A 23,901-nucleotide genomic window follows, 5' to 3' on the forward strand; every position below is an offset into this window, starting at 1 on the left:
GAATTGCGCGATTTACCACGGCAGAACCGCCCTTCGGCCGCACGACACCGAAGGGCACGACAGTAATATCGCGCAAGAACGTATCGAAACTGTGCCAGGGATCAGCTGGCTTCTCGACAGGCCCCTCCAGATAAGCCCGAACAGGTCATCGGCGAGCTGTTCCCCTTAGTACGAGGTGCAGAGGAGAACGGGGAAGTCCTGCGTGTCCTCGACGATGTCCAGCTCAAACTCGACCATTTCAATCCTCCGAAAGGTGAATTACCTCTGATTGATGGTTCAAATTTGCGATTTCCGCCCCAGTCCCCATGCGACTCGGAACCGAGCCGTGATCGCTCCCCGATGCTAGCAGGATCTCTTCCAGAATGCCAAGGTAACGTTCAACGGTATGCCATTCGGGCTAATTGCACGCTCTTCCGGCCGTACAATTCTGATCGCCTGACAGGCAACGGGCGGCCTTCAATTGATCATGGTTTCCGCTTGTGCCCGTAGGTATCCGGTCGTCGGCTCGCTATAGTGATCTCCGTGATCGGCGAGGATGCACGTGCGGACGATCAAGAAACAGTGCGCGAGGCGCATTACCACTCTTCTGTTGTATTGTCGGGCGAATTCGCGGATCTTACCTGAATGTAACAAAGGGGACGGGTCGATGGTGAGCACGGTCGAGCGGTTGAACCGCTATGCGAAGCTGGCAGTGGAGGTCGGCGTGTGTCTCCGGCCGGGTCAGGACCTCTTGGTCGAGGCGGCGGTGGAGCACGCACCACTCGCCCGCAGCGTGGCACGCGCGGCTTACGCGGCAGGCGCCCGTTACGTGGATGTCCTGTACAACGACCAGCAGATCCTGCGCGCGCAGGTGGAGTTCGGTGCCGACGAGGGCCTGGGCTGGGCGCCGCCCTGGCAGGTCAAGCGGCTCGAAGAAGGCAGGCGCCGGCACGTGTGCCGCATGGTGATCGTCGGCGACCCGGACCCGAACGCGATGGCGGGCTTGGACGGCGGCCGGGTCGCCCGCGCGGACGCGATCGACGTCCGCAAGGAACACCTGCGTGGCATCAACGAGCGCGCGGTCGCCTGGTCGATCATCGCGTGCCCGACCGAGGGGTGGGCCGAAGCGTTGTTCGGCGAACCCGACGTCGATCGGTTGTGGGGGCTGATCGAGCGAGCCGTGCGGCTGGACGAGCCGGACCCGGTCGCGGCTTGGCAGGAGCACATGGCGCGGCTGGAAGCGCGGGCGAAGGCCATCACCGAGCGGCACTTCGACGCCATCCGGTTCCGCGGACCCGGTACCGACCTGACCGTCGGCCTGTTGCCGGCCGCGCGCTGGGGAGCCGCGGTCTTCGAGACGGAATGGGGGCAGAAGCACCTGCCCAACCTGCCGACCGAGGAGATCGGCACGGTCCCGGACCTCCGCCGCGCCGACGGCGTCGTCCGCGCCACCCGGCCCCTCTACGCGGGCGGCGTCGAGGTGCGGGACCTGACCCTGCGCGTCGCGGGCGGCCGGGTGGAGGAGGCGAGTGCGTCCGCCGGCGAGAAGACGATCCACCAGCTGATGTCCCGGGACGAAGGGGCGACCCGGTTCGGTGAGGTGGCCCTGGTGGACGCGACGTCGAGGGTGGGCAAGCTGAACACGCTCTTCCGGACCACGCTGCTCGACGAAAACGCGACGTGCCACCTCGCTCTCGGCAACGGCGCGCCGTTCGCGGTGGAGGACGCGCCGGCGAACGATCCGGTGGCCCTGCGGGAAATCGGCATCAACCAGTCGAGCATCCACCTGGACTTCATGGTCGGCGGTCCGGAGGTGGAGGTGGACGGCATCGAGCCGGGCGGCGCCGCGGTTCCGCTGGTGCACGGCGACGAGTGGCAGCTGGATGCCTGAAAGCCGCACCGCCGCGGAAGAACGGCAGCTGCTGCAGCTCAACCACTGTTACGGAGTGCTGGACGCGGTGACCGCCGACGCGGTCGCCGCGTCCGAATACCTGCGGACGTTCGCCGGCTGCCACCCCCGTACCACGACGGACGACAGCCGGACGTGGACCGGGTGGTACGTGATGGGCCGCACGACGTACCTGGAGCTGTTCAGGGCCGGCGACGTGCCCGGTCGGGAAGCCGCGCTCGGTTCGGCGGGAGTGGGCCTGTCCGTGGAGAGCGCGGGCGAGCTGGCCGCGGTCGCCGGCAGGCTGCCGGAGCTCGGGGTGCCGACGCCGGTCGAGCGCCGTCACCCGCGCGATTTCGGTGACGGGGTGCTGATTCCGTGGTTCCGGGCCGTCTACACGACGCAGATCTACGACGCGTTCCGGGTTTGGGGAATGGAATACGAACAATCGTATTTCGCCGACCCGCGCAGCGGGAGCGGGCCCGAGGCCCACCCCGGCGATGTCGGCCGTGAGCGCTACCTCGACAGCTACCGCCGATCACCGCACCTGCTCGACTTCACCGGGGTCAGGGTCGCCGTCACCGCGGACGACCTCGCCGGCAGCGTTCCCCTGCTGCGGGCGGGCGGGTACACGGTGCGGGAAGGACCCGGGGGCGTGGTCGCCGAAGGAGGCGGCGCGGTGCTGCGGTTCGACGCGGTACCGCGCGCGGCCGCCGGGCTGCGTCAGGTGGACATGGCACTGGTCGAGCCGATGCCCTTGGCGCACAGCGAAGAGATCGGCAACTCCACCCTCACCGTCGGCCCCGGCCCGCGTGCGGTCTGGACCTTTGCGGCGAACGCGTGACCGGCGGCGCCGGGGCCGCCAGCGGTTCGGCGTCGTCAACCCGCCGTTCGAGGTCGCCGGCATCAGCGCGCGGCTCGCGTTCTTCCGCGACCCGTGGGGCACCGTGTTCAAGCTGTCCGAGCGCGTCGGGTGAGCCACCGGAGGCCGCCGCGGGTTTGTCCGGCGGTGGCCTCCGGTGTGTTCTAGTGCCGCAGCCAGACCGCCGTGTCCGTCGGCAACGTGTCAGTGACCTCGCCACTGGCCAGGAGGACTTCCCCGGCCGGCAGCGGGACCGGCGTGGCCGAGAAGTTCAGCGCGAACGTGAACCCGGTCCCGATCCGGAACGCCAGCACGCCTTCGCCCAGCGAAAGCCACTCGAGCGCCCCCGCGGGAAGCGACCGGCGGATCCGCAGGCCGTTGCGGTACAGCGACAGCATCGACGCCGGGTCCGCCGCCTCCGCCTCGGCCGTGTACTCGCTCCAGGCGGCCGGCTGCGGCAGCCACGCGTCCCCGCTGCCGAAGCCGAACGGGGGCTCCTCGCCGGACCACGGGATCGGCACCCGGCAGCCGTCGCGGCCGGGGTCGGTGCCGTGGGTGCGGGCGAAGACCGGGTCCTGGCGCAGCTCGTCGGGGATGTCCAGAACCTCCCACAGCCCCAGCTCCTCGCCCTGGTAGACGTACAGGCCGCCGGGCAGGGCCAGCGTCAGCAGCGCCGCCGCCCGGGCGCGCCGGGTGCCGAGCGAGAGGTCCACCGGCAGCTCGTGCAGGCGGTTCGCGAAGCTGAACCCCGTGTCGCCCTGCCTGCCGTAGCGGGTGACGTGCCGGGTGACGTCGTGGTTCGACAGCACCCACGCCGCCGGTGCGCCGACCTCGTCGTGCGCGCGCAGCGTGCGGGTGATGACGTCCCGGAAGCGCTCGCTGTCCCACGGGCAGACCAGGAAGTCGAAGTTGAACGCCGAGTGCAGCTCGTCGCGGCGCAGGTAGCGCGCGGCCCGCGACATGTCCGGCAGCCACATCTCGCCGACCAGCACGCGTTCGCCGCCGTAGCTGTCGGCGATCTTGCGCCACGAGCGGTAGATCTCGTGCAGCCCTTCCTGGTCGGAGAACGGCGTCTCGTCGCCGTCGTCGACGTCGGGCAGGTGCGGGTCCTTGACCAGGCCGTCGGCGACGTCGATGCGGAAGCCGTCCACGCCGCGGTCGAACCAGAAGCGCAGCACGTCCTCGAACTCCGTGCGGATCTCCGGGTTGTCCCAGTTGAAGTCGGGCTGGCGCGAGCTGTAGAGGTGCAGGTACCACTCGCCGTCGGGCACGCGCGTCCACGCGGACCCGCCGAAGCGGGACTTCCAGTTGTTCGGCGGCTCGCTGCCGTCCGGGCCGCGGCCGGGCCGGAACCAGAACCGCTGCCGCTCCGGCGATCCCGGCCCCGCTTCCAGCGCGGCCTGGAACCAGCGGTGCTCGTCGGAACAGTGGTTGGGCACGATGTCGATGATCACCCGGATGCCGCGGGCGTGTGCCTCGGCGATCAGGTCCTCCGCCTCGGCGAGGGTGCCGAACAGCGGCTCGATGTCGCGGAAGTCGGCGACGTCGTAGCCGCCGTCGTCCATCGGCGACGGGTACCACGGCGTGAACCAGATCGCGTCGACCCCCAGGTCGGCCAGGTGGTCCAGCCGGGCGCGGACGCCGGCCAGGTCGCCGACGCCGTCGCCGTTGCCGTCCGCGAAGCTGCGGATGTACACCTGGTAGATCGCCGCGCTCCGCCACCAGCCGGTCTTGTCGGTCACGAAAGTGCCCCTCCTGCTTGTCGTGGAAAGGAAGGCCTCAGCCCTTGATGCTGCCGGCGGTCAGCCCGGCGAGGATCTGCCGCTGGAAGGCCAGGAACAGCGCCACCATCGGCAGGCTGGCCAGCACCATCCCGGCGACGAGCACGTTGAGCGGCATGTCGATCGCCACCCGCTGCAGCATCACCGAGAGCGTCTGCTTTTCGGTGTCCGGGAACACCAGCAGCGGCCAGATGAAGTCCTTCCACGCGGTGACCACCGCGAGGATCGACACCACGGCCAGGATCGGCCGCGAGATCGGCAGGATGATCCGCCAGAGCGTGCGCACCGGGCCGGCGCCGTCGATGCGCGCGGCCTCGATCAGCTCGTCCGGTATCTGGTCGAAGAACCGCTTGAGCAGGTAGATGTTGAACGCGTTCGCCGCCGCCGGCAGCCAGACCGCGGCCGGCGAGTTGATCAGGTTGAGGTGCAGCAGCGGCAGGTCCGTCACCGTGACGTACGTCGGGACCAGCAGTGCGGTGGCGGGCAGCATCAGCGTGGCCAGCATGAGCCCGAGCACGACGTTGCCGAACTTCGGGCGCAGCTTCGACAGCGCGAACGCAGCCGGGACGTCGATGGCCAGCTGCGCCAGCCACGCGCCGCCCGCGACGATCAGCGTGTTGAGGAAGTACTTGCCCAGGCTCAGCTGGTCCCACGCGTCGGCGAAGGTTTCCGGGTGCCACTCGTGCGGGACGAGCGTTGCCGGCGTCTGCGCCAGTTCCTGTGGTGACTTCAGCGCGCCGGTGACGACCCAGTAGAGCGGGAACATGAAGGCCAGCAGGAAAACCAGCAGGGTGCAGGCGAAGACGACGCCGTAGACGACCTTGCCGCGCGGGCTGCGCAGCGCGCCGGGGGAGACGAGGGTCCTCATGACTGGTCCGCCTTCCGCGTCAGCCGGACGTACCACGCCGAGAACACGCCGAGCGCCACGAACAGCAGCAGGCTCATCGCGCTCGCCGAGCCGAAGTCGTTGTAGACGAAGGCGTAGCGGTACAGGAGCAGGAGCACGGTCACCGTGGAGTCGTCCGGGCCGCCGCCGGTCATCACGTACGGCTCGGTGAACACCTGCATGGTCGCGACGACCTGCAGCAGGAGCAGTACCAGCAGGACGAATCGCGTCTGCGGGAACGTCACGTGCCGCAGGCGCTTCCACAGACCGGCGCCGTCGAGCTCCGCGGCTTCGTAGAGCTCGCCGGGGATCGTGCCGAGCGCGGCGAGGTAGATGAGCGTGGTGCTGCCCATGTTGGCCCACGTCGAGACGAAGACCAGGCTCAGCATCGCCGTGCTGCTCGAATCCAGCCACTGGCCGCCGGGCAGGCCGACCGCCCCGAGCGCGGAGTTGAACAGGCCAGGACCCGGGTCGTAGAACCACTTCCACATCAGGGCCGTCACCACGGGCGGCAGCATCACCGGCAGGTAGACGGCGAGCCGGAAGAACGCTTTGGCGTGGCGGAGTTCGTTCAGCAGCACCGCGGTGAGGAACGGGACGGCGAAGCCGAAAACGAGCGCGAGCCCGGTGAACAGCAGCGTGTTGCGCCAGGCGACGCCGAACAGCGGGTCTTCGAACAGCTTCGTGAAGTTGTCGAAGCCGACCCACGTCGGCGCGTTGACGAAGTCGACCTGCTGGAAGCTCAGCAGGACCCCGCGGACGATCGGGTACCAGGAGAACAGGGCGAACACCACCAGCGCGGCGCAGAGCAGGCCGTACGCGGTGAGGTTCTCCTTGATCTTCCGCTTGAGCGCGGTGCGGCGCCGCTCTTCTTGCGAGGCAGCCGGGCGCCTGGCCCGCGACGAGGATGTCGCGGGCCAGGCGAGCAGGCTACTTGACCTGGGCGAGGACACTGTTGACCTTCGACGACGCGGACGACAGCTGCTGGTCGATGTTCGCGCTCTGGTCGGTCAGCACGGCCTGCATCACGCTGTCGAGCGCGGCGTAGATCTGCTGCGCGTTCGGCGGCTCGATGCTGCCCTTGATGCGGCTCGTGGTGTCCACGTAGGACTGGAAGTTCTTCGCGGGAACGTTGGCGTACTTGGCCTTCAGGGCCAGCTGCTGCTCGCGGACGGAGCCGGTCCAGACGTCGGGCGTCGGCTCGGCGGGCAGGCCGACCGGCTGCTTGCCGTCGACGTACTGCTGGATGTGCTTCTCGAAGCGGTCCGGGTTGAGGTACTTCCACTGGATCCACTCGAGGCCGGCCTTCACCTTCTCCGGCGACGCCTTCGGGTTGATCATGTAGCCCTCGCCGCCGAGCAGGGTGCCCTGGCCGCCGGGCATGCCGGCGATGCCGTAGTCCTCGTACTTGCCGTTGAACTGCTTGACGAGCACGGGGACGTTGTCCGGGGCGGCCATGTACATGCCGAGCTGGCCTGCGCCCATCATGCGCTGGACGTCCTGGGCTTCGAGCAGCTGCTTGGCGCCCATGGAGTTGTCGGTCCAGCGCATGTCGTGCAGGTACTGCAGGGCCTGCTTGCCCTTCTCGTTCGCGAAGTCGGCGACCCACTTGTCGCCGTCCTTGCGGGCGACGTCGCCGCCCATCGAGTAGAGCCAGCCGGTGAGGTGCCAGCCGCCCTGGTTGTTCTTGCTGTAGTCGGCGTACCCGACGACGCCGTTGCCCAGCGCGGAGATCTTCTTCGCGGCTTCGCGGACTTCGTCCCAGGTCTGCGGCGGCTTGTCGGGGTCGAGCCCGGCCTTCTGGAACAGCGGGCGGCTGTAGAGCAGGCCCATGGTGTAGTTCATCGTGGGCAGGCCGTAGAGCTTGCCGTTCGCATCGCGGAAGTTGTCCAGTAGTTCCGGCTTGATGTCGTTGACGTGCGGGACGCTCTTCGCGGCTTCGGTGATGTCGGCGGCTTGGTGGCGCGCGATGATCTGCGCCGGGTCGGTGAAGTAGACGTAGTAGACGTCTTCGAGCTGCCCGCCGGCGAGCTTCGCGGAGAACGTCTTCGGGTCCATGAACCCCTCGTGGGGCTCGATCTGGATGTTCGGGTGGGACGCCTCGAACTCCTTGACGTCGGCGTCGAACACGCTGCGCTCGAACGGCTGGCTGGTCGGCGGCTGCCCGGTGACGGTGATCTTGACCTTCCCGCCGCTCTGGGCGGCGGTGTCGCCGTCCCCGCAGGCGGCGGCGGTGAGGGCGAGCCCACCTGCGGCGAGCAGGCAGAACATCCGTCGGGTGGCGGTTCTGGACCAGGGACTGCTCATCTCAAGCCTCTTCTCGGGGTCGCGACGGCTGTCACGTGATTGCGGTCACTCTAAAGTGGGAGACCGGATCGGCGCAATAAGCCGACGAGACTTTGCAAGTTACGAACAGGCCGCGGACGCCTGGTGTCGGAAGGGTCGACTCGCGTGATTGGGGGGCGACTCGCGTGATTGAGAGGTCGACTCGCGTGATTGAGAGGTCGACTCGCGTGATCGGAGGGTCGACACGGGGCTGAGCTGTGTCGACCCTCCAATCACGCGTGTCGGCTGGGGGATCACGCGTGTCGTCCGGATGCGGGCGCATGAAAAAGCGCGACGGCCCGCAAGCCGTCGCGCTCCGGTGAACCCGGGTCAGTCGATGCGGCGGGCCGTCGACCCCCGCACCACCAGCTCGGGCGCGAACAGCAGCTCCTCCGCCGCCACTTCGCCCCCGTTGATGCGCTTGACCAGCAGCTCCACCACCGCGCGCCCCATCGCCTCGATCGGCTGGCGGGTGGTTGTCAGGGGCGGGTCCGTGCAGTTCATCAGGGCCGAGTCGTCGTAGCCGACCACCGAGATGTCCTCCGGCACCGACAGCCCCTGCCGGCGGGCCGCGCGGACGGCTCCGAGGGCCAGCAGGTCGCTCGCGCACAGCACCGCCGTGGCGCCCCGCGGGTACAGGCGGGCCGCCGCCGCGTGGCCGCCCTCGATGGAAAACATCCCGTGCTCGACCAGTTCGTCCAGCACCGGCAACCCCAGCTTCGCCGCGTAGGCGCGGAACGCCTCGAGCTTGCGCTGCGACGGCACGTGGTCCGTGGGGCCGAGGACCAGGCCGATCTTCTCGTGCCCGAGCGAGCTCAGGTGCCCGACCACCTGCTCGACGGCCACCGCGTCGTCGCACGAGACCTGGGGCAGCCCGAGGTGGTCGACCGCCGCGTTGATCAGCACCGTCGGGAGCCGGCGCTCGACCAGGTGGTGGTAGTGCGTGTGGACCGCGTCCGCCTGCGCGTACAGGCCGCCGGCGAACACCACGCCCGACACCTGCTGCTGCAGGAGCAGCTCGACGTACTCCGCCTCCGACACCCCGCCCGCGGTGCGCGTGCAGAGCACCGGGGTGAACCCCTGCTGGGCCAGCGCGTTGCCCATGATCTCGGCCAGCGCCGGGAAGATCGGGTTCTGCAGCTCCGGCAGCACCAGCCCGACCAGGCGGGCGCGCTCGCCCCGCAGCTGGGTGGGCCGCTCGTACCCCATCACGTCCAGCGCGGTGAGCACGGCGGCCCGGGTGCTCGCGGACACCCCGGACCGGCCGTTGAGCACCCGGCTGACCGTGGCTTCGCTGACCCCGACCTGGCGGGCGACTTCGGCAAGGCGACGCGTCATGGCTGAAACTTTACAGCAACCGAGCGCAAAAGTACGACGGCCTACTTCGCGACGAGCAGCAGACGCGGCACTGGTCCTCCCCCCGGATGATCTCCGGGGCGATGCTGGTGCAGCACACGGCGGCCCGAGGGTTCCGTGGGGAACCGTCGAGCCGCCGTGCCGGATCGTCACATCAGGCCGCGGCCACCTCGAACTCCGACACCTGACCGGCGGGCCAGCCGGTGTTGCCGGTGAACGTCAGCCGCACGAACCGCTGGGACGTCGTCGCGAAGGACACCGACGCCGTGTTGCCGGACGCCGGGTCGAACGCGTAACCGCGGGAACCCACCAGCGTCGTGTACGAGCCGCCGTCGGTGCTGCCGGAGATCGTCACCGTCTGGGTGCGCGCGCCCCAGGCCGAGGACGGCGGCAGCTTCAGGGTCACCTTGTTGATCGCCGCCACGGCGCCGAGGTCCACGGTCAGCGTCTGCGGGAACGCGTTGTTCGCGCTCTCCCAGTAGGAGTTCGCGTCACCGTCGTTGGCGTTCGACGGCGGGAACCCGCCCTGCGACCCGGACGCGGTGATCGCCTTCCCGCGGGCGAGGTTGGTGCCGGACTGCGGCGGCTGCGGCGGTCCCGAGTTCGGCGCGGGCCAGGTCGAGCAGTCGCCCCAGGTGCCGGTCCAGCCGCTGTTGCCCGACCCGCTGAACGTCATCTTCGGGATCGAAGTCGGGTAGGGGCAGTTGTACGTCCCGGTCACGCCGACGCCGGAGGCCGTCAGGTTGCTGATCGACACCGAACCCTGCGTCTGGGACTGCGCCACGAACGTGCCGGCGCCCTGCACCGAGACGCCGTCGATGGTGATGCCCTGGATCGGCTTGCCCTGCCCGTTGCCGTCGATGAACTGGATGGCTTCGTACGGGCTCTGGATGGCGGTGAAGCCCGTGACGCGGATGGTCACGCCGGTGATCGCCTGGTCGCGCGCGTCGAACCACAGCGCGCCGACACCGAACTGCCAGTTCGGGTCGAGCGCCCCGGCCCGCAGCGCGGTGTTGTTCGACAGCGTCACCGTGCCGGACAACGGCACCGAATTGAACCGGTTCGCGACCAGGTAGCCGCCGCCGAGTGCGTTGGTGTCCTGGACGAGGTTGCCGCTCACCGTGTTGTTCGAGCCGCCGTAGAGCGCGATGCCGTTGGCCAGGTTCGGCTGCACGACCGTGTTGTTGACCAGCGAGTTGCCGGAGTCGGCCTGGCCGTTGGCCCACAGCGCGAGCCCGTCGTCGCCGTTGTTGCGCAGGTAGTTGTTGCGCAGGGTCGAGTTCGTGACGGCGCCGTCGAAGTTGACGCCGTCGGCCTGGGTGTCGAGGATGCGGTTGTTCTCGATGGTGAGGTTCGACGAAGCGCCGTTCATCAGCCACAGCCCGCACTTCGTGTTCTGGATCCACAGGCCGGACACGACCGAGCCGGAGCCGAGAACGCCGTGGAACGCGTTGTCCGGGCTGCCGTCGTTGCGTTCGGTGACGTCACCGAACACGGCGAAGTCGTAGAGCTTGATGTTCCCGGACGCGCTGCCGTTGTTGAAGATGTTGTTGCCGTGCAGCACGGTGTACCACTGGCCGGCGCCGCGGACGGTCGTCTGGTCGATCTGCAGGGCCGAGCCGATCTCGAACCGGCCGGACGGCACCCACACCTCACGCCCCTGCGAACGAGCTGCCGAGAGCGCGTTGCGGAACGCCTGCGAGTCGTCCGAGGAGTCGTTCGCCGTGGCACCGTAGTCGGTCACCGACAGCGCGTTCGCCGGTTTCGCGCCCGCGCCGCCGACCTGCTCGAAGTCGGCGAGGTCGATGGTCGCCTGGCCGACGTCACCGGAGTCGGCCTGCACCCGCACCTTCGCGCCCGCGGCCAGGTTCTGCCCGAGCAGGAGCCGGGCGTCGTCGAAGAAGTGGTGCGTCTTCGCGCCGGGGATCCAGCTGGTGTCCACATAGGAATACCGGGAGGTGACCGGCAGGGCCAGCCTGGTCCCGTTGACCAAGACCGTGAGGCGGCCCGAAGAGCCGTCCGGGACGCTGTAGTGGACGTTGATCGAGTTCGCCGCGGCGGGCAGCGTGAACTCGACGTACTGGCCGGTGGTGATCCGGACCGCCTGCCGCCCGGAGGCTTCCGAGGCCGGCGATGCCTGCGTGTAGTCGGGGCCGACGGCCGAGCCGTTGGTCGCCGAGCACTCGGCTTCGACGGTCCGGAACGGCACGCTCGCGCCGCCGGAAGCCGTGGTGGGACAGGTGGCTGCGGCGGCCGGAGTGGCGCCGGAGAGGACGGTCAGGCCGGACGCGGCGAGCGCGGCGGCGAGTAGCGCCGGGATGCGGGACATCGTCATCACCTCTCAGGACGAATAGGCTTCGAGTTCGGACAGCTGCCCGGCGGGCCAGCCGGTGTTGCCGGTGAAGGTCAGGCGCAGGGTGCGCACCGACGTCGCCGGGAACGTCACCGTCGCGGTGTTGCCGGACGCCGGGTCGAACGAGTAGCCGGCCGCGGCCTTGACGCCGTCGACCGAGATCGTCTGCGTGCGGGTGCCCCACGCCGAGGACGGCGGCAGCTTCAGTACCAGCCGGGAGACGCTGACCGTGCTGCCGAAGTCCACTGTGTACGACTGCGGGAACGCGTTGTTCGCGCTCTCCCAGTAGGAGTTCGCGTCCCCGTCGACCGCGTTGCCCGGCGGGAACCCGCCCTGCGACCCGGACGCGCTGACGCTCTTGTGCAGCGCCAGGTTCCCGCCCGGCTGGGTCGGGGTCGTGGTGGTCGTCGGCGGCGTGGTCGGGGTCGTCGTGCCGCCGTTGTCCGAGCCGTAGACCGGCGACGGCCACGAACCGCAGTACGTCGTCGTCCAGCCGGAGTTGCCGCCCTGGTCGGCGAGGCCGCTCAGCGCGTCCGGGCCCATGCAGTTGTAGACGCCGGCGCGGCCGACCCCGGTCGCGACGACGTTCTTCACCGACCCCGTCGGCTTGGCCTGGATCTGCCAGGCGAACGTGCCGGCCCCGGAGATCCGGACGTTGGTGAAGTGCACGTCGGTCGTGGCGCTGTCGATGAACTGGATGGCCTCGTAGTTGTTGTCCTGCAGGTCGAGGTCGGTGACGTCGACACGGCCGGTGATAGCCGAGTCGCGGCCGTCGAACCAGAGCGCGCCCACGCCGAACTGCCAGTTCGAGTCGAGCACGCCGGTGCGGATCGCGGTGTTGCGCGCGACGGTCGTGGTCCCCGACAGCGGCACCGCGCTGAACCGGTTGGCGACGTGCAGGCCGCCGCCCTGGTCCTGGTTGTCGGCCACGACGTTGTCGGACACGGTGTTGTCGTGGCCGCCGTAGACCGCGATGTTGTTGGCGAGGATCGGCAGCAGCACGGTGTTGAAAGAGAACGTGTTGTGGTGGTCGGCGTCGTGCTCGGACCACATGGCCAGGCCGTCGTCGCCGGTGTTGCGCAGGAAGTTGTTCGTCACGGTGACGTTGCTGATGCCCTGGTGCAGGTTCAGCCCGTCGGCGGTCTGGTCGAGGATCCGGTTGCCGGACACGGTGAGCCCGTCGAACGGCCCGTCGAGCCACAGCCCGACCTTCGTGTGCTGCAGCCACAGGTTCTGCACGACCGAGCCGCCGCCCAGCGCGCCGCCGATGGCGTTCGACTGGTCGCAGTCGACGCGCGCGTCGACCTGGCCGATGATCGCGAAGTCGTACAGCTTCACCGCGCTGCTGGTGCCCGGCACGGCCGGGTTGCCGGGATACGTCGACGTCCCGCAGCTCGCCGGTTCGCCCTTGCCGAAGATGCCGGCCCGCGGCCCGGTGAGCACCGAGTACCAGGGACCCGCGCCGCGGATCGTCACCTGGTCGACGGTGATGTGGTGGCCGAGGGTGAAGGTGCCGGACGGGATCCAGACCTCTTTGCCCTGGCTGCGCGCGGCGGACACGGCGGCGTCGAACGCGGCCGCGTCGTCGCCGGTGTCGTTCGCGGTGGCACCGTAGTCGGTGACGGACACCGAGTTCGCGGGCCGGGTGGCGGCCGCGCCGACCTGCTCGAAGTCGGCGAGGTCGACGGTGACCGGGGTGACGTCGCCCGCGTCCACCTGCAGCCGGATCTTGGTGCCGGCCGGGTACGAGGTGCCGAGCAGCGCGCGGGTCTCGTCGTAGAAGTGGTGCGCGTGCCCGTCGCCCGGGTTGTTCGTGAACGGGTACGAGCCGTAGTACCAGGCCCACTTCGACGTCAGGGCGATGTCCCGGTTGTGGGCGCCGGCGACGTAGAGCGAGATCGTGCCGTTGACAGAATCCGGGACGCTGTACCGGAAATCGATCGAGTTCGCGGGGGCGGTGAGGGTGAACTCGACGTACTGGCCCTGGCCGGAGAGCGTCACCGCCTTCCGGCCGGAGGCTTCGCCGGCGAGGGTGCCGGCGGCGCGGTTCGGGCCGATGACCGATCCGTTGGTCGCGGCGGTTTCCGCTTCCTGTTCGAGGAACGGCACGGACGCGCCGCGGGCGGCGGCGAGGGCGGTGCTTTGCGCCGGAGCGGCGGCGATGGTGAGCCCGGCGGCGGCGATCACCGCCGTGGCTAATGCACCGAAGCGAATTTTGGGCGCACTCAAGACAGAGCTGAGGGACATGGGCGGCACTGGCCTTTCCGCAGCAGGTGGGGACCTCTGTGATCCGGATCATACGAATCGCGGACAGGAAATCGCAATACTTGAACGAACTTACGCAAGTTTGCGACAGGAATTGACGGCTGGGCCGCATGCCCGACGTCCGCTTACGCCCGGCGGAGCAACGCCCCCACCGGCGGCCTGCGCTGATACTTTTCAGTCATGAGCCAGCGACGTGCGGACGGCAGCGCCGGGGACGCCGACTACGGCGCCATCGGCGGGGTCTACACCGACTACCGCAAGCCGGATCCCCGGATCGGCCGGTACATCCTCGACGCGCTGGGTGACGCGCGGACCGTGCTGAACGTCGGAGCGGGCGCGGGCGCGTACGAACCCGAAGACCGCGAAGTGACCGCGGTCGAGCCGTCGGCGTCGATGCGCGCGCAGCGCCCGGCGGGGCTGCCGCCTGCCGTGGACGCCGTCGCCGAGAAGCTGCCGTTCGGGGACCGGGCGTTCGAAGGCGCGATGAGCACGTTCAGCGTCCACCAGTGGAACGACCTGTGGACCGGCCTCAAGGAGATGCGCCGCGTCACCCGCGGCCCGATCGCGGTCCTCACCTGCGACCCGGAGCGGCTGCGCCGGTTCTGGCTGCTCGACTACGCACCCGAGGTGATCGAGACGGAGGCCCGCCGCTACCCGTCGGTCGACGACATCGCCGACGGCCTCGGCGGCCACACCTCGGTCATCGGCGTGCCGATCCCGATCGACTGCACGGACGGCTTCAACGAGGCCTACTACGCCCGCCCGGAACGCCTCCTGGACCCGGGTGCGCGGCTGTCGTGCTCGGCCTGGAGCTTCGTCGACGACCGCGTCCACCACCGGTTCGCCGCGGAGCTGCAGCACGACCTCGACGACGGCACGTGGGAGCGCCGGTACGGCAAGCTGCGCGAGCAGCCGGCCTTCGAGGGCTCGCTGGTCCTCGTCGTCTCGACCCCGGCGCCGTGACACCGCCCCGGTTCGACCCGGAGCTGGCGCCGGTCATCACGGCGTTGCGGGCGCTTCGCCCGTCGCTGTCCCGGCTGGACGAAATCCCGGGCCGCCGCGAGCTGAACGCCGCGGACAACTGGACCGTCGAGAAGCTGGCCGCGGCCCACCCGGCGTATCGGGTGTCCGAGGAGCACGCGGGCGAGGTCCCGCTGCTGGTCCTGCGCCCGCCCGAGAGCGTGGGCGTCCTGTACTACGTGCACGGCGGCGGCCTGATCGCGAGCAGCCACCTCGGCCAGGACGCGCGGAACGTGCTGGCGTGGTCGGGCGAGCCGAACCTGACCGTCGTCTCGCCGGGCTACCGGCTCGCGCCCGAGCACCCGTACCCGGCGGCGCTCGAGGACTGCCGCGCCGGTCTGGAGTGGACGGCCGAGCGCTTCGCCGGTCCGCTGGTGCTCGGCGGGGTCAGCGCGGGTGGCGGGCTGGCCGCGGCGCTGGCGCTGCTGGTCCGCGACCGCGGCGGACCGGCACTGGCCGGTCAGCTGCTCGCCTGCCCGATGCTCGACGACCGCAACGACACGCCGTCGGCGATCGGCCTCGACGGCCACGGCCTCTGGGACCGGACGGCGAACCTCATCGGCTGGACGGCCTACCTCGGCGACCGCCGCGGCACCGCCGACGTCCCGGCCTACGCGGCCCCGGCCCGGGCCGAGGACCTCTCCGGCCTGCCGCCGGCGTTCCTGGACGTCGGCGCGGTCGAGACGTTCCGCGACGAGGTCGTCGCCTACGCCAACCGGATCTGGCAGGCGGGCGGGGACGCCGAGCTGCACGTGTGGCCCGGCGGTTTCCACGGCTTCGACTCGCTCGTCCCGGAGGCGGCGATCAGCCGGGCGGCCAGGGCCGCCCGGCGGACGTGGCTGCGCCGCCTACTCGGCCAGTAGCTCCTGCAGCTCTCGCACCGCGACAGCGAGTTCGTCGGCGAAGCGGTACATCTCCGCCGAGACGTGCTTCGGCGTGCTCAGGTAGATGTTCCAGCGGTCCGGCAGCAGCACGTACGCGATGCCGATGCACTGCGGGCTGGTCGACCCGAACCCGAAGTACCGGATGTTGACCGACGGCGCCGAGCTGGTGCTCAGGTAGTCGTTGCGCGTCTTCAGCCAGCCCGGCGAGGAGAACAGCGCCAGGTCCGGGGTGTCCCCGCGGCGCTTGCCGATCAGCTGCAGCTCCCACAGGTGCTGCTCCGGCGCGTCCCCGGCCTGGCACTCCTTCGCCCGCGCCACGTGCTTCGCCGCCGCCGCGCGGAACGCCGCTCGCTTCTCGTCGCGCGAAGCGTCCGAAGTCATGACGTCGGCGAAGCGCACGACCTCCGGCGTGACCACCCGCATGGCCTCGGTCCGGCCGTTCTGGAACTGCCGGGTCGCGATCGACTCGTACGTCGCTCCCGTCAGGCCCTTCGCGCGGCGGTGCGCCAGCTGGTACGACATCTGCGCGAAGGCGTCCGGGGACATCCCCAGCTCCTTCGCCCGGTTCGCGCCGAAGTCGAACGACACGGTCTGCGTTGCCGTCGCGTCCGCGTACGCCTTGAAGTCCGCCGCGGCGGCGCGCGCGTCTTCGCGGAGTGCGTCGGTCAGCGTGAACTCGACGACTTCGTGGCCCGGAACGCCCGAAGCGGACTCACGCGCTTCGCGTGCGCCGCTCAGCAGCGCGTCGGTGAAGCCGAGGATCGTGGTGCCGTCGAGTTCGCAGTGCTCGACGTTGATCCCCGCGGTGCCGTCCTCGAACACGACCAGCGAGACCGCCTTGTCGTACCAGCGGTTCTGGCCGTACAGCAGCCGGTCGCAGGCTTCTTGGGCGTCCGACGGCGTGGAGTCGTCCAGGCACAGGCAGAACAGCGCGGTCTCGATGGTCTCCAGCGCGGCGGCGTTGCCCGCTTCGATCAGCGCGGCCCGCGAAGCCGCCCACTCCGCGCGCGCCTTCGTCGTGAAGGGCCCGGCCGGGACGTCGGTGACGTGGTCGTCCTTGAGGATCGCGCGCAGCCCCTCGGCGATCTGCGCGGGCGAGTACGGACGCCCGTCTCCGTCGATGACGTCCATGCGCAACGGCGTGCCCTTCGAGAACACGACGATGTGCCGCTCGGGCGACGGGAACCGCGTGCGCGCGGTGTCCAGCAGCGGGCCCGGGATCCGCGTGGCCGAGAAGAGGTACTTGTGCTGCACCATCGACTGCGGCGTGCCGCGCAGGAGCACCGGCGGCACGAGTTCGTCGTCGAGCTTCAGCTTGTAGTCCACGGCGGCCGCGGTCAGCTCGGCCGCGCGCTCCACCTGGCCGAGCGGGGAGTCCTGGAACAGGAAGAAGAAGTTGGCGTTGAGCGCGATCCGGTCGCGGCGGCCGAGGTAGCGGTACGGCCAGAACGTGTCGAGCCAGCTGCGCACGCCCGGCGAGCGGTCGTACTCCTCGAGCCGCGCCTGCAGCTCCGGGCCCGGGCCCGCCACGAACTCGGCCAGCGCCGCTTCGGTCTCCGCCAGCTCCTCCGGCGTCAGCAGCGGGGCGCACCATTCGAGGAAGCGGCGGCGGCTGTCCTCCAGCGTGGGGACGGGGACGCGGGGAAGGCGGTCCTCGTTGCCGAAGGTGCGGGTGGACCATTCCGGACTGCTCACGGTCATCCTTCTTCGTCGGAGTCGGCGAGGGCGGCCGCGAGGTCCGCGGCCGAGCCATCAGGACGGGAAACATACAGCTGCGCGTAGAGCCACCCGTCGGACTCCAGTCCGGTGGGGTCGACCCCGGCCGCGCTCAGCGTGTCCAGGATCTGCGTCTGCTCCTCGCCGGAGGCGAACTGCCGCTGCCGGAAGACGCCGCCGACGCGGGCGGTGTCGTACCCCAGCCCGGCCAGGCTCTCGGCGATCGGCTCGTAGGAGAACATCCGCAGCACGAAGTGCGCCATCCACGGCCGCGCGCCGCGGGCGACCCGGGAGAGCGTCTTCTCGGTGACGTACCCGACGCAGCCGGTCGAGACGACGACGTCGACGTCGTCCAGCAGCTTCTGCTGGGTGCTGTCCGGGTCGTCGCGCTCGAGGTCGGCGTGGATCGCCTCGTCGAGGAAACCGGCGGACAGCGCGTATTCGAGCGCCGGAGCCGAGCTGTCGAGGCCGTAGAACCGGGGGTTGCCGGTGCGGATGCGCTTGCGGTCCACTTCGACCAGCCCGGCGTGGTCCAGCGCGCGCACGGCCGGGTCGGTGTAGTGGGCGTAGAGGTCGTCCATCGTCGCTTCGCAGCGCTGCAGGGCCGCGTTGACGCCGTAGGAGCAGCCGACGTCGAGCACGGTCGGCCGCCCGGCGGGGTGCTCGGCGACCAGCTTCGCGAAGTACGGCTTCGCCAGCTGCGGGATTCCGTAGCCGACTCGCTTGAGCGTGCCGAAGAACGGGCGGGGGTCGGGCGCGGTGTAGATGTGGTCGAACGAGATCTTGCCGGTCGAGTCGAAGGGCACGGGCCAGGCTCCTCTAGTCGAGCAGTTCGTCGCCGCGGGCGGTCCGCTCCGCGAGGTGGGCGGGCAGGACGCGGCCGAACAGCTGCCGGGTCCGCTCCGCGCTGCCGATGACGCCCGGCCGCTCGCTGTAGGCGAAGATCGCCGAGTGCCGCGCGATCGCGCCCGCCACGGTACTCACCCGGTGCAGCGCGAAGCGTCCTTTGAACAGCTGCAGGTCACCGGGCCGCAGGTCCAGCCGCCGGACCGGCCGGGTGTCACCGGCCAGCACCGAGCGCACCGCCGGGAAGTTCTCGTCGGCGGCGGAGCGGATGTTCGGGCAGTACTCGAAGATCCCGCCGTCGTCCGCGGCCTGCGTCAGCATGCTGACGGTGTGGGTGTTCGTGTCGAAGTGCCACGGGTGCGCGCGGCCCGGGGCGATCACGTTGAGCGTCAGGCCCGACAGCGGGTCGGCGAGCTCGTGCAGCTCCGGCAGCCCGAAGCAGTCGGCGACGAACCGCTGGAACACCGGGCTGGTGTAGAGCCGGCTGATGATCGAGGACGCCGGGATGCGGTCGCGCGCGACGAAGGCGTTGCCGCGTTCCATGATCGTCCGGCCGGGGTGGTCTTCGGGCAGTGGCTCGCCGACCGCGGTGTTGTAGGCGTTGACCTGCTCGATCTTCGTGTACGCGTGCGGTTCGAGCGCGGCGCACTCCGCGCGCAGGACGTCGTGCAGCTCGGGGCGGATGAAGTCGGCGAGGACGCTGCAGCCGGCGTCGGCCAGCTCGGCGCGGGTGCGGCCGACCGTCTCCCGCCAGGCCGGGCTGTCCGGATCGGTGAGCGGGTAGCGGTCGGTGTCGACCATTTCCAGTGGCGCTACGGAGGTGCTCATCGTCGAGGTCCCTTCCGGCGGGTGAAGGAACAGAGTTAGCACAGAATCCCGCTGGTCAACCGTCGGTTTGTGAGCGGTGACACAGGGTTGTCAGTTGCCGATCCGGCTCGCCCAGGCGCTCAGCTCGACGGTGCCGGTGGTGCCGAGATCGGTCTCCAGCGGCTGCTTCTGCACCGGCTCCCCGGGGATCGGGACCACGGCGATCGCGGCGCCGGTGTGCTTGTCACCGCTGGTGACGGTGGCCGACCAGGCGAGCACCGACAGCGCCTTCTCACCCGGCTGGAGCGTGAGGTCCTGCGGGCCGGGGTCCGGGGCGAAGTAGGACGTCTCGTGCCGCACCTCGACGTCGAGCGGGCTGCCGTCGGCCGCGAGGATCTTCAGGTCCGGGTAGCCGGTGACCTTGCGCGGCACGGTGTCCCGGTTGGTCAGCGTCAGGACGCTCGCGCGGTGCCCGAGCCCGGCTTCCACCGGACCGGCCGAAAGCGACAGACCGGTGGGCGGCGGCGGCCCGTACGTCGGGCTCGGTGGCGGCGTCGGTGTCGGGGCGGGTGGTGGCGGTGTCGTGCCGCAACCCGCGAGAAGCACTACGACGAGAAGTGGTGTGAAGCGAGAAACCCCCATGCGGCGGAAGGGTAGCGGGCGCCCCGGAAGGCGCCCGCCCCACCTCACGGCGTGAGCAGCGGCAGCAGCGGCTTGCGCACCGCGGTCGCGACGCCGTCCGACGCCTCCGCGGCGGCGAGCCGTTCGGCCGACGGCCGTCCGTAGCCCGTCGTGCGCTGGACCAGCGGGCGGCCCAGCGGCTCGACCATCGCGCGCATGTCGCTGATCGTCTTGTACGACCCGTTCGACGCGCCCGCCATCCGGCTGATCGTCTCCTCCATCAGCGTCCCGCCGATGTCGTTGACGCCGCCCTGCAGCACCGCGCGGCTGCCTTCTTCGCCGAGCTTCACCCACGAGCTCTGGATGTTGTCGATCGTGCCGTGCAGCAGCAGCCGGGCCAGCGCGTGCACCGCGCGGTTCTCGCGCAGCGTCGTGCCAGGGCGGGCGAGGCCGGCCAGGTAGATCGGGGCGCTCTGGTGGATGAACGGCAGTAGCACGAACTCGCTGAACCCGCGCCGGCCGTGCTTCTCGAGGCCTTCGCGCTGCAGCCGCGCGAGCAGCTTGAGGTGCGCGACCCAGTGCGCCGGGGTGTCGACGTGGCCGTACATCATCGTCGACGTCGTCGGCAGGCCCACCTCGTGCGCGGTGGTGACCACCTTGATCCACTCCGACGTCGGCAGCTTGCCCTTGGTGAGCACCCAGCGGACGTCGTCGTCGAGGATCTCCGCGGCCGTGCCCGGCAGCGAGTCCACGCCGGACTCCTTGGCCGCGATCAGCCAGTCCCTCAGCGAGAGGTTGGTCCGCGAAGCGCCGTTCACGACCTCCATCGGGCTGTAGGAGTGCAGGTGGATCTCCGGCTGACGGCGCTTGACCTCGGCCGCGAGGTCGAAGTACGCGGTGCCCGGCAGGTCCGGGTGGATGCCGCCCTGCATGCAGATCTCGGTCGCGCCCGCGGCCCACGCCTCGTCGACGCGGTCGCCGACCTGCTCCAGCGAGAGCGTGTACGCGTCGGCGTCGGTCCGACGCTGGGCGAAGGCGCAGAACCGGCAACCCGTATAGCAGACGTTGGTGAAGTTGATGTTCCGCGTGACGACGAAGGTGATGTCGTCACCGACCGTCTCGCGCCGCAGGTCGTCGGCGATCCGGGTGAACGCGTCGAGTTCCTTGCCGTCGGCGTGCAGCAGCGCCAGCGCGGCGTCGTCGGACAGGCCCGCCGGGTCCTTTTCCGCGCTGCGCAAGGCTTCCAGGATGTCCGTGTCGAACTTGGCCGGCCCGGTCTTGATCCGGTCGCCGATCTCCTTCCAGTCCCCGTACACCGAATCGAAGTCGCTGCGGCGGTCCTCGGTGCGGCCGCTGGTGTCGATCTCGGTGTGCAGGTCGGTGCGGCCGGACTCCTGCCAGCCGCCGTCCGGCTCCTGCCACGGGATGCCGACCGGCATCGCGCCTTCGCGGGCCATCCCGGTGTCGTAGTCGACGAGCGCGGCGACGTGCCGGGTGATCCGCGGGTCCAGCCACGGCTCGCCCGCCTTGACGTACTCCGGGTAGATGGTGAGGCGTTCCTTGAGCTCGAAGCCGGCCTTCTCGGTGCGGCGGGCGAGCTCGTCGATCTGCGGCCACGCGCGTTCCGGGTTGACGTGGTCCGGGGTCAGCGGCGAGACCCCGCCCCAGTCGTCGATGCCGGCGCGGATCATCAGGTCGTACTGGTTGCCGATCAGGTTCGGCGGCGCCTGGATGCGCATCTTCGGGCCGAGCACCAGCCGCGCGACGGCGATGTTCGCGGCCAGCTCTTCGAGGTCGGCGTCCGGGGTAGCGCGCATCTTCGTGTCCGGCTTGGCCCGGAAGTTCTGCACGATGACTTCCTGGATGCCGCCGTAGGTCTTGGCGACCTTGCGGATCTCGAACAGCGCGTCCGCGCGCTCCTCGAACGTCTCACCGATGCCGATCAGGACGCCGGTGGTGAAGGGGACGCTGCTGCGTCCGGCGTCTTCGAGCACCCGCAGCCGGACCGCCGGGTCCTTGTCGGGCGAGCCGTAGTGCGGGCCGCCCTTCTCGCTCCACAGCCGGGTCGCGGTGGTCTCCAGCATCATGCCCATCGACGGCGCCACCGGCTTGAGCCGCTGGAAGTCCTGCCAGGTCAGCACGCCCGGGTTGAGGTGCGGCAGCAGGCCGGTCTCCTCCAGCACCCGGATCGCCATCGCCCGGACGTAGGACAGCGTGTCGTCGTAGCCGTGCGCGTCGAGCCACTCGCGGGCGGCCTTCCAGCGGTCCTCCGGCCGGTCGCCGAGGGTGAAGAGGGCTTCCTTGCAGCCCATCTCGGCACCCTTGCGGGCGATGTCGAGGACCTCGTCCGGGGACAGGAACGGGGATTCGAGCCGGCCGGGCACGGTCACGAACGTGCAGTAGCCGCACCGGTCGCGGCACAGCCGGGTCAGCGGGATGAACACCTTGCGGCTGTAGGTGATGACGCCGGCGCGCCCGGCTTCGGCCAGGCCCGCGTCGCGGATGCGCGAGGCGTACTCGGACAGCTTGGTGAGGTCGTCACCGCGGGCGTGCAGCAGGACGCTCGCTTCGGTGACGTCCAGTGTCTTTCCGTCACGCGCCCGGGCGAGCGCGCGGCGCATCGCGGAGGCGGTCGGGGTGGTGGCGCCGGGTTCGGGTCCCATTCCGCCCACGCTAGGACCGTCCTCGCGCGACCAGCCAGTGTGTGTTGCGCACTCGGCTGCGGTTGTACCCGGACGTGATCGTCGTCGCAGGTCACTGCCGTGCAGTGGTTGTCGATCAGCGGCTCGACGTGTATTACCTAAAGGGTGGCATCGGTGGTCGGCAAGAAGATCGGCGGACGGACGTACTACTACCTCGCGGAGTCCGCCCGGGTGGACGGCAAGCCGCGGGTGGTCACCCAGCGTTACCTCGGCACGGCCGACGAGATCGCCCGCGCCGTCCCCGGCGGCGAGCCCGAGTCGGCCTCGCACCGGCCGTACGGCGCCGTCGCCGCGGTGTGGGCCACGCTGTCCCGGCTGGACTTCGTCGCCCGCGTCGACGACGTCGTGCGCGCGAAGCCGCCGCTGGGGACGACCCTCGCCGTCGCGGTGCTGCACCGGGCGACCGCGCCGGAGACACCGATCGGGGCGTGGTGGGAGACGAGCGCGGCCGCGGACCTCGTCCGGTCCCGGTTGTCCACAGTGGATGGTCTGTGGCGGGCGCTGGAACGCCTTACGCCGGAACGCATCGCGGGCATCGAGGAGGCCGTCTCCGCCGCCGTGCTGGAGCAGCTCGACGACCACGCGGCGCTGGCCGTCGACGTCCCGCAGTTCGCCGCGTTCGCCCCGGCGGACTGCACGCTGCCGTCGGCCTGCCAGGGCGTGCTCGCCGGCGCGGGCCTGCGGGTGACCCGGGACGGCGCGATCCCGCTGGCGTCCCGGCTGTACCGGCGGGACGACGGCACGGCCCCGACGTTCGCCTCGGTCATGGCCGGGCTCGGGCCCGCGACCCTCGTCTTCCACGCCGGCCAGGCGGCCCAGCTGGACCTGGGCTCACGCAGCGGGTTCGTCGGGTCCCTGCCGCTGACCGATCACCCGGAGCTGCTGACCCAGCCCGCGTCCGCCCGCAAGCGCGTCGACCCGGAACGGTTCGCCGGGCTGACCGCGCTGGACACGCACGCGGTCGTCGACGGCGTCCGGCGGCGGGTGATCCTGACCCACTCGGCGACGCTGCACGCGGCGCAGTCCCGCGCGTTCGCCGACGAGCTGGCCACCGCGACCCGGGAGCTCGACGGCCTCGCGGAAGCCCTCGCGGCCGGCACCCACCGCGGCGACCGGGCCCAGGTGCACGCCGAAATCGGCCGGGTGACGCGCGGCCGCCGCATCGAGCGCGTGCTCACCGCCACCCTGAGCGGCAACCGGCCCGGCGAGATCCGGGTGGAACGGCGGATCGACGCCCCGGCACTGGCCCGGCTGGACGAGGATTTCTTCGGCAAGCAGGTGCTGGTCACCGACCGGGACTGGCCGGTGGCCGAGGTGGTGACCGCCTACCGCGCCCGCACCCACCTCGAATCGACGTTCCGCTGGCTGACCGGCCCCGCCGTCACCGGGCCGACCCCGCGCTGGGAGTGGACGCGGCAGCGGATCGCGGCCCACGGCCTGGTCTCGGTCCTGGCCGCGACGGTCACCCACCTGATGCGGCGCGAGGCGGACCGGGCCGGGATGAACCTGTCGGTGCGCGAGCTGCTCGACCAGCTCGCGGGCATCGGCGAGCTGGTGCTGCGGTACCCCTCGACCGGCGGGCGGCCGCGGGCGAAGCGCCTGCTGACCGG

The 23,901-nt window shown here is 70.4% G+C and carries 18 protein-coding genes (1 of these 18 cut by a window edge); 6 read left to right on the top strand and 12 right to left on the bottom strand.

Annotated elements, in window-relative coordinates; genetic code table 11:
- Positions 1–646 precede the first annotated feature (646 nt).
- The 3 genes from HUT10_RS38550 to HUT10_RS38560 are packed head-to-tail and all read left to right on the top strand — an operon-like array spanning position 647 to position 2,844.
- Positions 647–1,870 carry an aminopeptidase gene (locus HUT10_RS38550; RefSeq protein ID WP_176175692.1) on the top strand — a complete coding sequence of 408 codons (1,224 nt, stop codon included), beginning with the start codon at positions 647–649 and terminating at the stop codon, positions 1,868–1,870.
- Complete coding sequence (locus HUT10_RS38555) at positions 1,863–2,711, top strand: DUF5829 family protein (RefSeq protein WP_254897216.1); 849 nt, start codon at positions 1,863–1,865, stop codon at positions 2,709–2,711. The genes HUT10_RS38550 and HUT10_RS38555 overlap by 8 nt, the downstream gene beginning before the upstream one ends.
- Positions 2,695–2,844, top strand: coding sequence for a hypothetical protein (locus HUT10_RS38560; RefSeq protein ID WP_176175693.1), 150 nt, complete (start codon positions 2,695–2,697; stop codon positions 2,842–2,844). The genes HUT10_RS38555 and HUT10_RS38560 overlap by 17 nt, the downstream gene beginning before the upstream one ends.
- Before the next feature lie 49 nt (positions 2,845–2,893).
- On the opposite strand, the gene HUT10_RS38565 is transcribed toward HUT10_RS38560, so the two are convergent.
- The 7 genes from HUT10_RS38565 to HUT10_RS38595 form a co-directional block, all read right to left on the bottom strand.
- Positions 2,894–4,471 carry a glycoside hydrolase family 13 protein gene (locus HUT10_RS38565; protein ID WP_176175694.1) on the bottom strand — a complete coding sequence of 526 codons (1,578 nt, stop codon included), beginning with the start codon at positions 4,469–4,471 and terminating at the stop codon, positions 2,894–2,896.
- Between the two features lie 37 nt (positions 4,472–4,508).
- Positions 4,509–5,378, bottom strand: a complete 870-nt coding sequence (locus HUT10_RS38570; RefSeq protein WP_176175695.1) for a carbohydrate ABC transporter permease — start codon at positions 5,376–5,378, stop codon at positions 4,509–4,511.
- Positions 5,375–6,349, bottom strand: coding sequence for a carbohydrate ABC transporter permease (locus HUT10_RS38575; RefSeq protein WP_176175696.1), 975 nt, complete (start codon positions 6,347–6,349; stop codon positions 5,375–5,377). Before HUT10_RS38575 ends, HUT10_RS38570 begins: the two co-directional genes overlap by 4 nt.
- Positions 6,327–7,703 (bottom strand): ABC transporter substrate-binding protein, encoded by a 1,377-nt coding sequence (locus tag HUT10_RS38580; RefSeq protein ID WP_176175697.1) that lies wholly within the window; start codon positions 7,701–7,703, stop codon positions 6,327–6,329. Before HUT10_RS38580 ends, HUT10_RS38575 begins: the two co-directional genes overlap by 23 nt.
- 348 nt (positions 7,704–8,051) lie before the next feature.
- A complete protein-coding gene (locus tag HUT10_RS38585) occupies positions 8,052–9,059 on the bottom strand; it encodes a LacI family DNA-binding transcriptional regulator (RefSeq protein WP_176175698.1) in 1,008 nt (335 codons plus the stop codon).
- Positions 9,060–9,231: 172 nt separating this feature from the next.
- Positions 9,232–11,412, bottom strand: a complete 2,181-nt coding sequence (locus HUT10_RS38590; protein WP_176175699.1) for a discoidin domain-containing protein — start codon at positions 11,410–11,412, stop codon at positions 9,232–9,234.
- Between the two features lie 6 nt (positions 11,413–11,418).
- Positions 11,419–13,617 (bottom strand): discoidin domain-containing protein, encoded by a 2,199-nt coding sequence (locus HUT10_RS38595; protein WP_254897217.1) that lies wholly within the window; start codon positions 13,615–13,617, stop codon positions 11,419–11,421.
- Positions 13,618–13,875: 258 nt separating this feature from the next.
- Here HUT10_RS38595 and HUT10_RS38600 point away from each other — a divergent pair, with 258 nt between their 5' ends.
- A complete protein-coding gene (locus tag HUT10_RS38600) occupies positions 13,876–14,658 on the top strand; it encodes a class I SAM-dependent methyltransferase (protein ID WP_176175701.1) in 783 nt (260 codons plus the stop codon).
- Positions 14,655–15,578: an alpha/beta hydrolase fold domain-containing protein gene (locus HUT10_RS38605; RefSeq protein ID WP_176175702.1), complete on the top strand. Its 924-nt coding sequence runs from the start codon at positions 14,655–14,657 to the stop codon at positions 15,576–15,578. Before HUT10_RS38600 ends, HUT10_RS38605 begins: the two co-directional genes overlap by 4 nt.
- Here the strand turns inward: HUT10_RS38605 and HUT10_RS38610 are convergent.
- The 5 genes from HUT10_RS38610 to HUT10_RS38630 all read right to left on the bottom strand — a co-directional run bounded on the left by HUT10_RS38610 (position 15,564) and on the right by HUT10_RS38630 (position 22,252).
- Entirely contained in the window at positions 15,564–17,300 is a 1,737-nt protein-coding gene (locus tag HUT10_RS38610) for a choline/carnitine O-acyltransferase (protein WP_176175703.1), read from the bottom strand. The genes HUT10_RS38605 and HUT10_RS38610 overlap by 15 nt on opposite strands.
- Positions 17,297–18,121, bottom strand: coding sequence for a class I SAM-dependent methyltransferase (locus HUT10_RS38615; RefSeq protein ID WP_176175704.1), 825 nt, complete (start codon positions 18,119–18,121; stop codon positions 17,297–17,299). The genes HUT10_RS38610 and HUT10_RS38615 overlap by 4 nt, the downstream gene beginning before the upstream one ends.
- Positions 18,122–18,134: 13 nt before the next feature.
- Entirely contained in the window at positions 18,135–18,989 is an 855-nt protein-coding gene (locus tag HUT10_RS38620; RefSeq protein WP_176175705.1) for an arpA protein, read from the bottom strand.
- 90 nt (positions 18,990–19,079) lie between these two features.
- Positions 19,080–19,574 (bottom strand): DUF4232 domain-containing protein, encoded by a 495-nt coding sequence (locus HUT10_RS38625; protein WP_303247003.1) that lies wholly within the window; start codon positions 19,572–19,574, stop codon positions 19,080–19,082.
- An 80-nt stretch (positions 19,575–19,654) separates the two neighbouring features.
- Positions 19,655–22,252, bottom strand: coding sequence for a bifunctional FO biosynthesis protein CofGH (locus HUT10_RS38630; protein WP_176175707.1), 2,598 nt, complete (start codon positions 22,250–22,252; stop codon positions 19,655–19,657).
- 153 nt (positions 22,253–22,405) lie between these two features.
- On the opposite strand from HUT10_RS38630, the gene HUT10_RS38635 reads away from it, so the two are divergent.
- Positions 22,406–23,901 carry the 5' portion of a transposase gene (locus HUT10_RS38635; RefSeq protein WP_176175708.1) on the top strand. Its footprint extends 52 nt past the window's final position, so only the first 1,496 of its 1,548 coding nucleotides appear in the window; its start codon is at positions 22,406–22,408; the stop codon falls past the right edge of the window.

This window comes from Amycolatopsis sp. Hca4, assembly GCF_013364075.1.
Classification (GTDB): Bacteria; Actinomycetota; Actinomycetes; order Mycobacteriales; family Pseudonocardiaceae; genus Amycolatopsis.

Excerpts from the sequence above, each read along its gene's own strand:
- HUT10_RS38550 (WP_176175692.1), top strand. The coding sequence starts at position 647 with ATGGTGAGCACGGTCGAGCGGTTGAACCGCTATGCGAAGCTGGCAGTG.
- HUT10_RS38620 (WP_176175705.1), bottom strand. The coding sequence starts at position 18,989 with ATGAGCACCTCCGTAGCGCCACTGGAAATGGTCGACACCGACCGCTAC.
- HUT10_RS38570 (WP_176175695.1), bottom strand. The coding sequence starts at position 5,378 with ATGAGGACCCTCGTCTCCCCCGGCGCGCTGCGCAGCCCGCGCGGCAAG.
- HUT10_RS38630 (WP_176175707.1), bottom strand. The coding sequence starts at position 22,252 with ATGGGACCCGAACCCGGCGCCACCACCCCGACCGCCTCCGCGATGCGC.
- HUT10_RS38585 (WP_176175698.1), bottom strand. The coding sequence starts at position 9,059 with ATGACGCGTCGCCTTGCCGAAGTCGCCCGCCAGGTCGGGGTCAGCGAA.
- HUT10_RS38590 (WP_176175699.1), bottom strand. The coding sequence starts at position 11,412 with ATGACGATGTCCCGCATCCCGGCGCTACTCGCCGCCGCGCTCGCCGCG.
- HUT10_RS38610 (WP_176175703.1), bottom strand. The coding sequence starts at position 17,300 with ATGACCGTGAGCAGTCCGGAATGGTCCACCCGCACCTTCGGCAACGAG.
- HUT10_RS38580 (WP_176175697.1), bottom strand. The coding sequence starts at position 7,703 with ATGAGCAGTCCCTGGTCCAGAACCGCCACCCGACGGATGTTCTGCCTG.
- HUT10_RS38600 (WP_176175701.1), top strand. The coding sequence starts at position 13,876 with ATGAGCCAGCGACGTGCGGACGGCAGCGCCGGGGACGCCGACTACGGC.
- HUT10_RS38555 (WP_254897216.1), top strand. The coding sequence starts at position 1,863 with ATGCCTGAAAGCCGCACCGCCGCGGAAGAACGGCAGCTGCTGCAGCTC.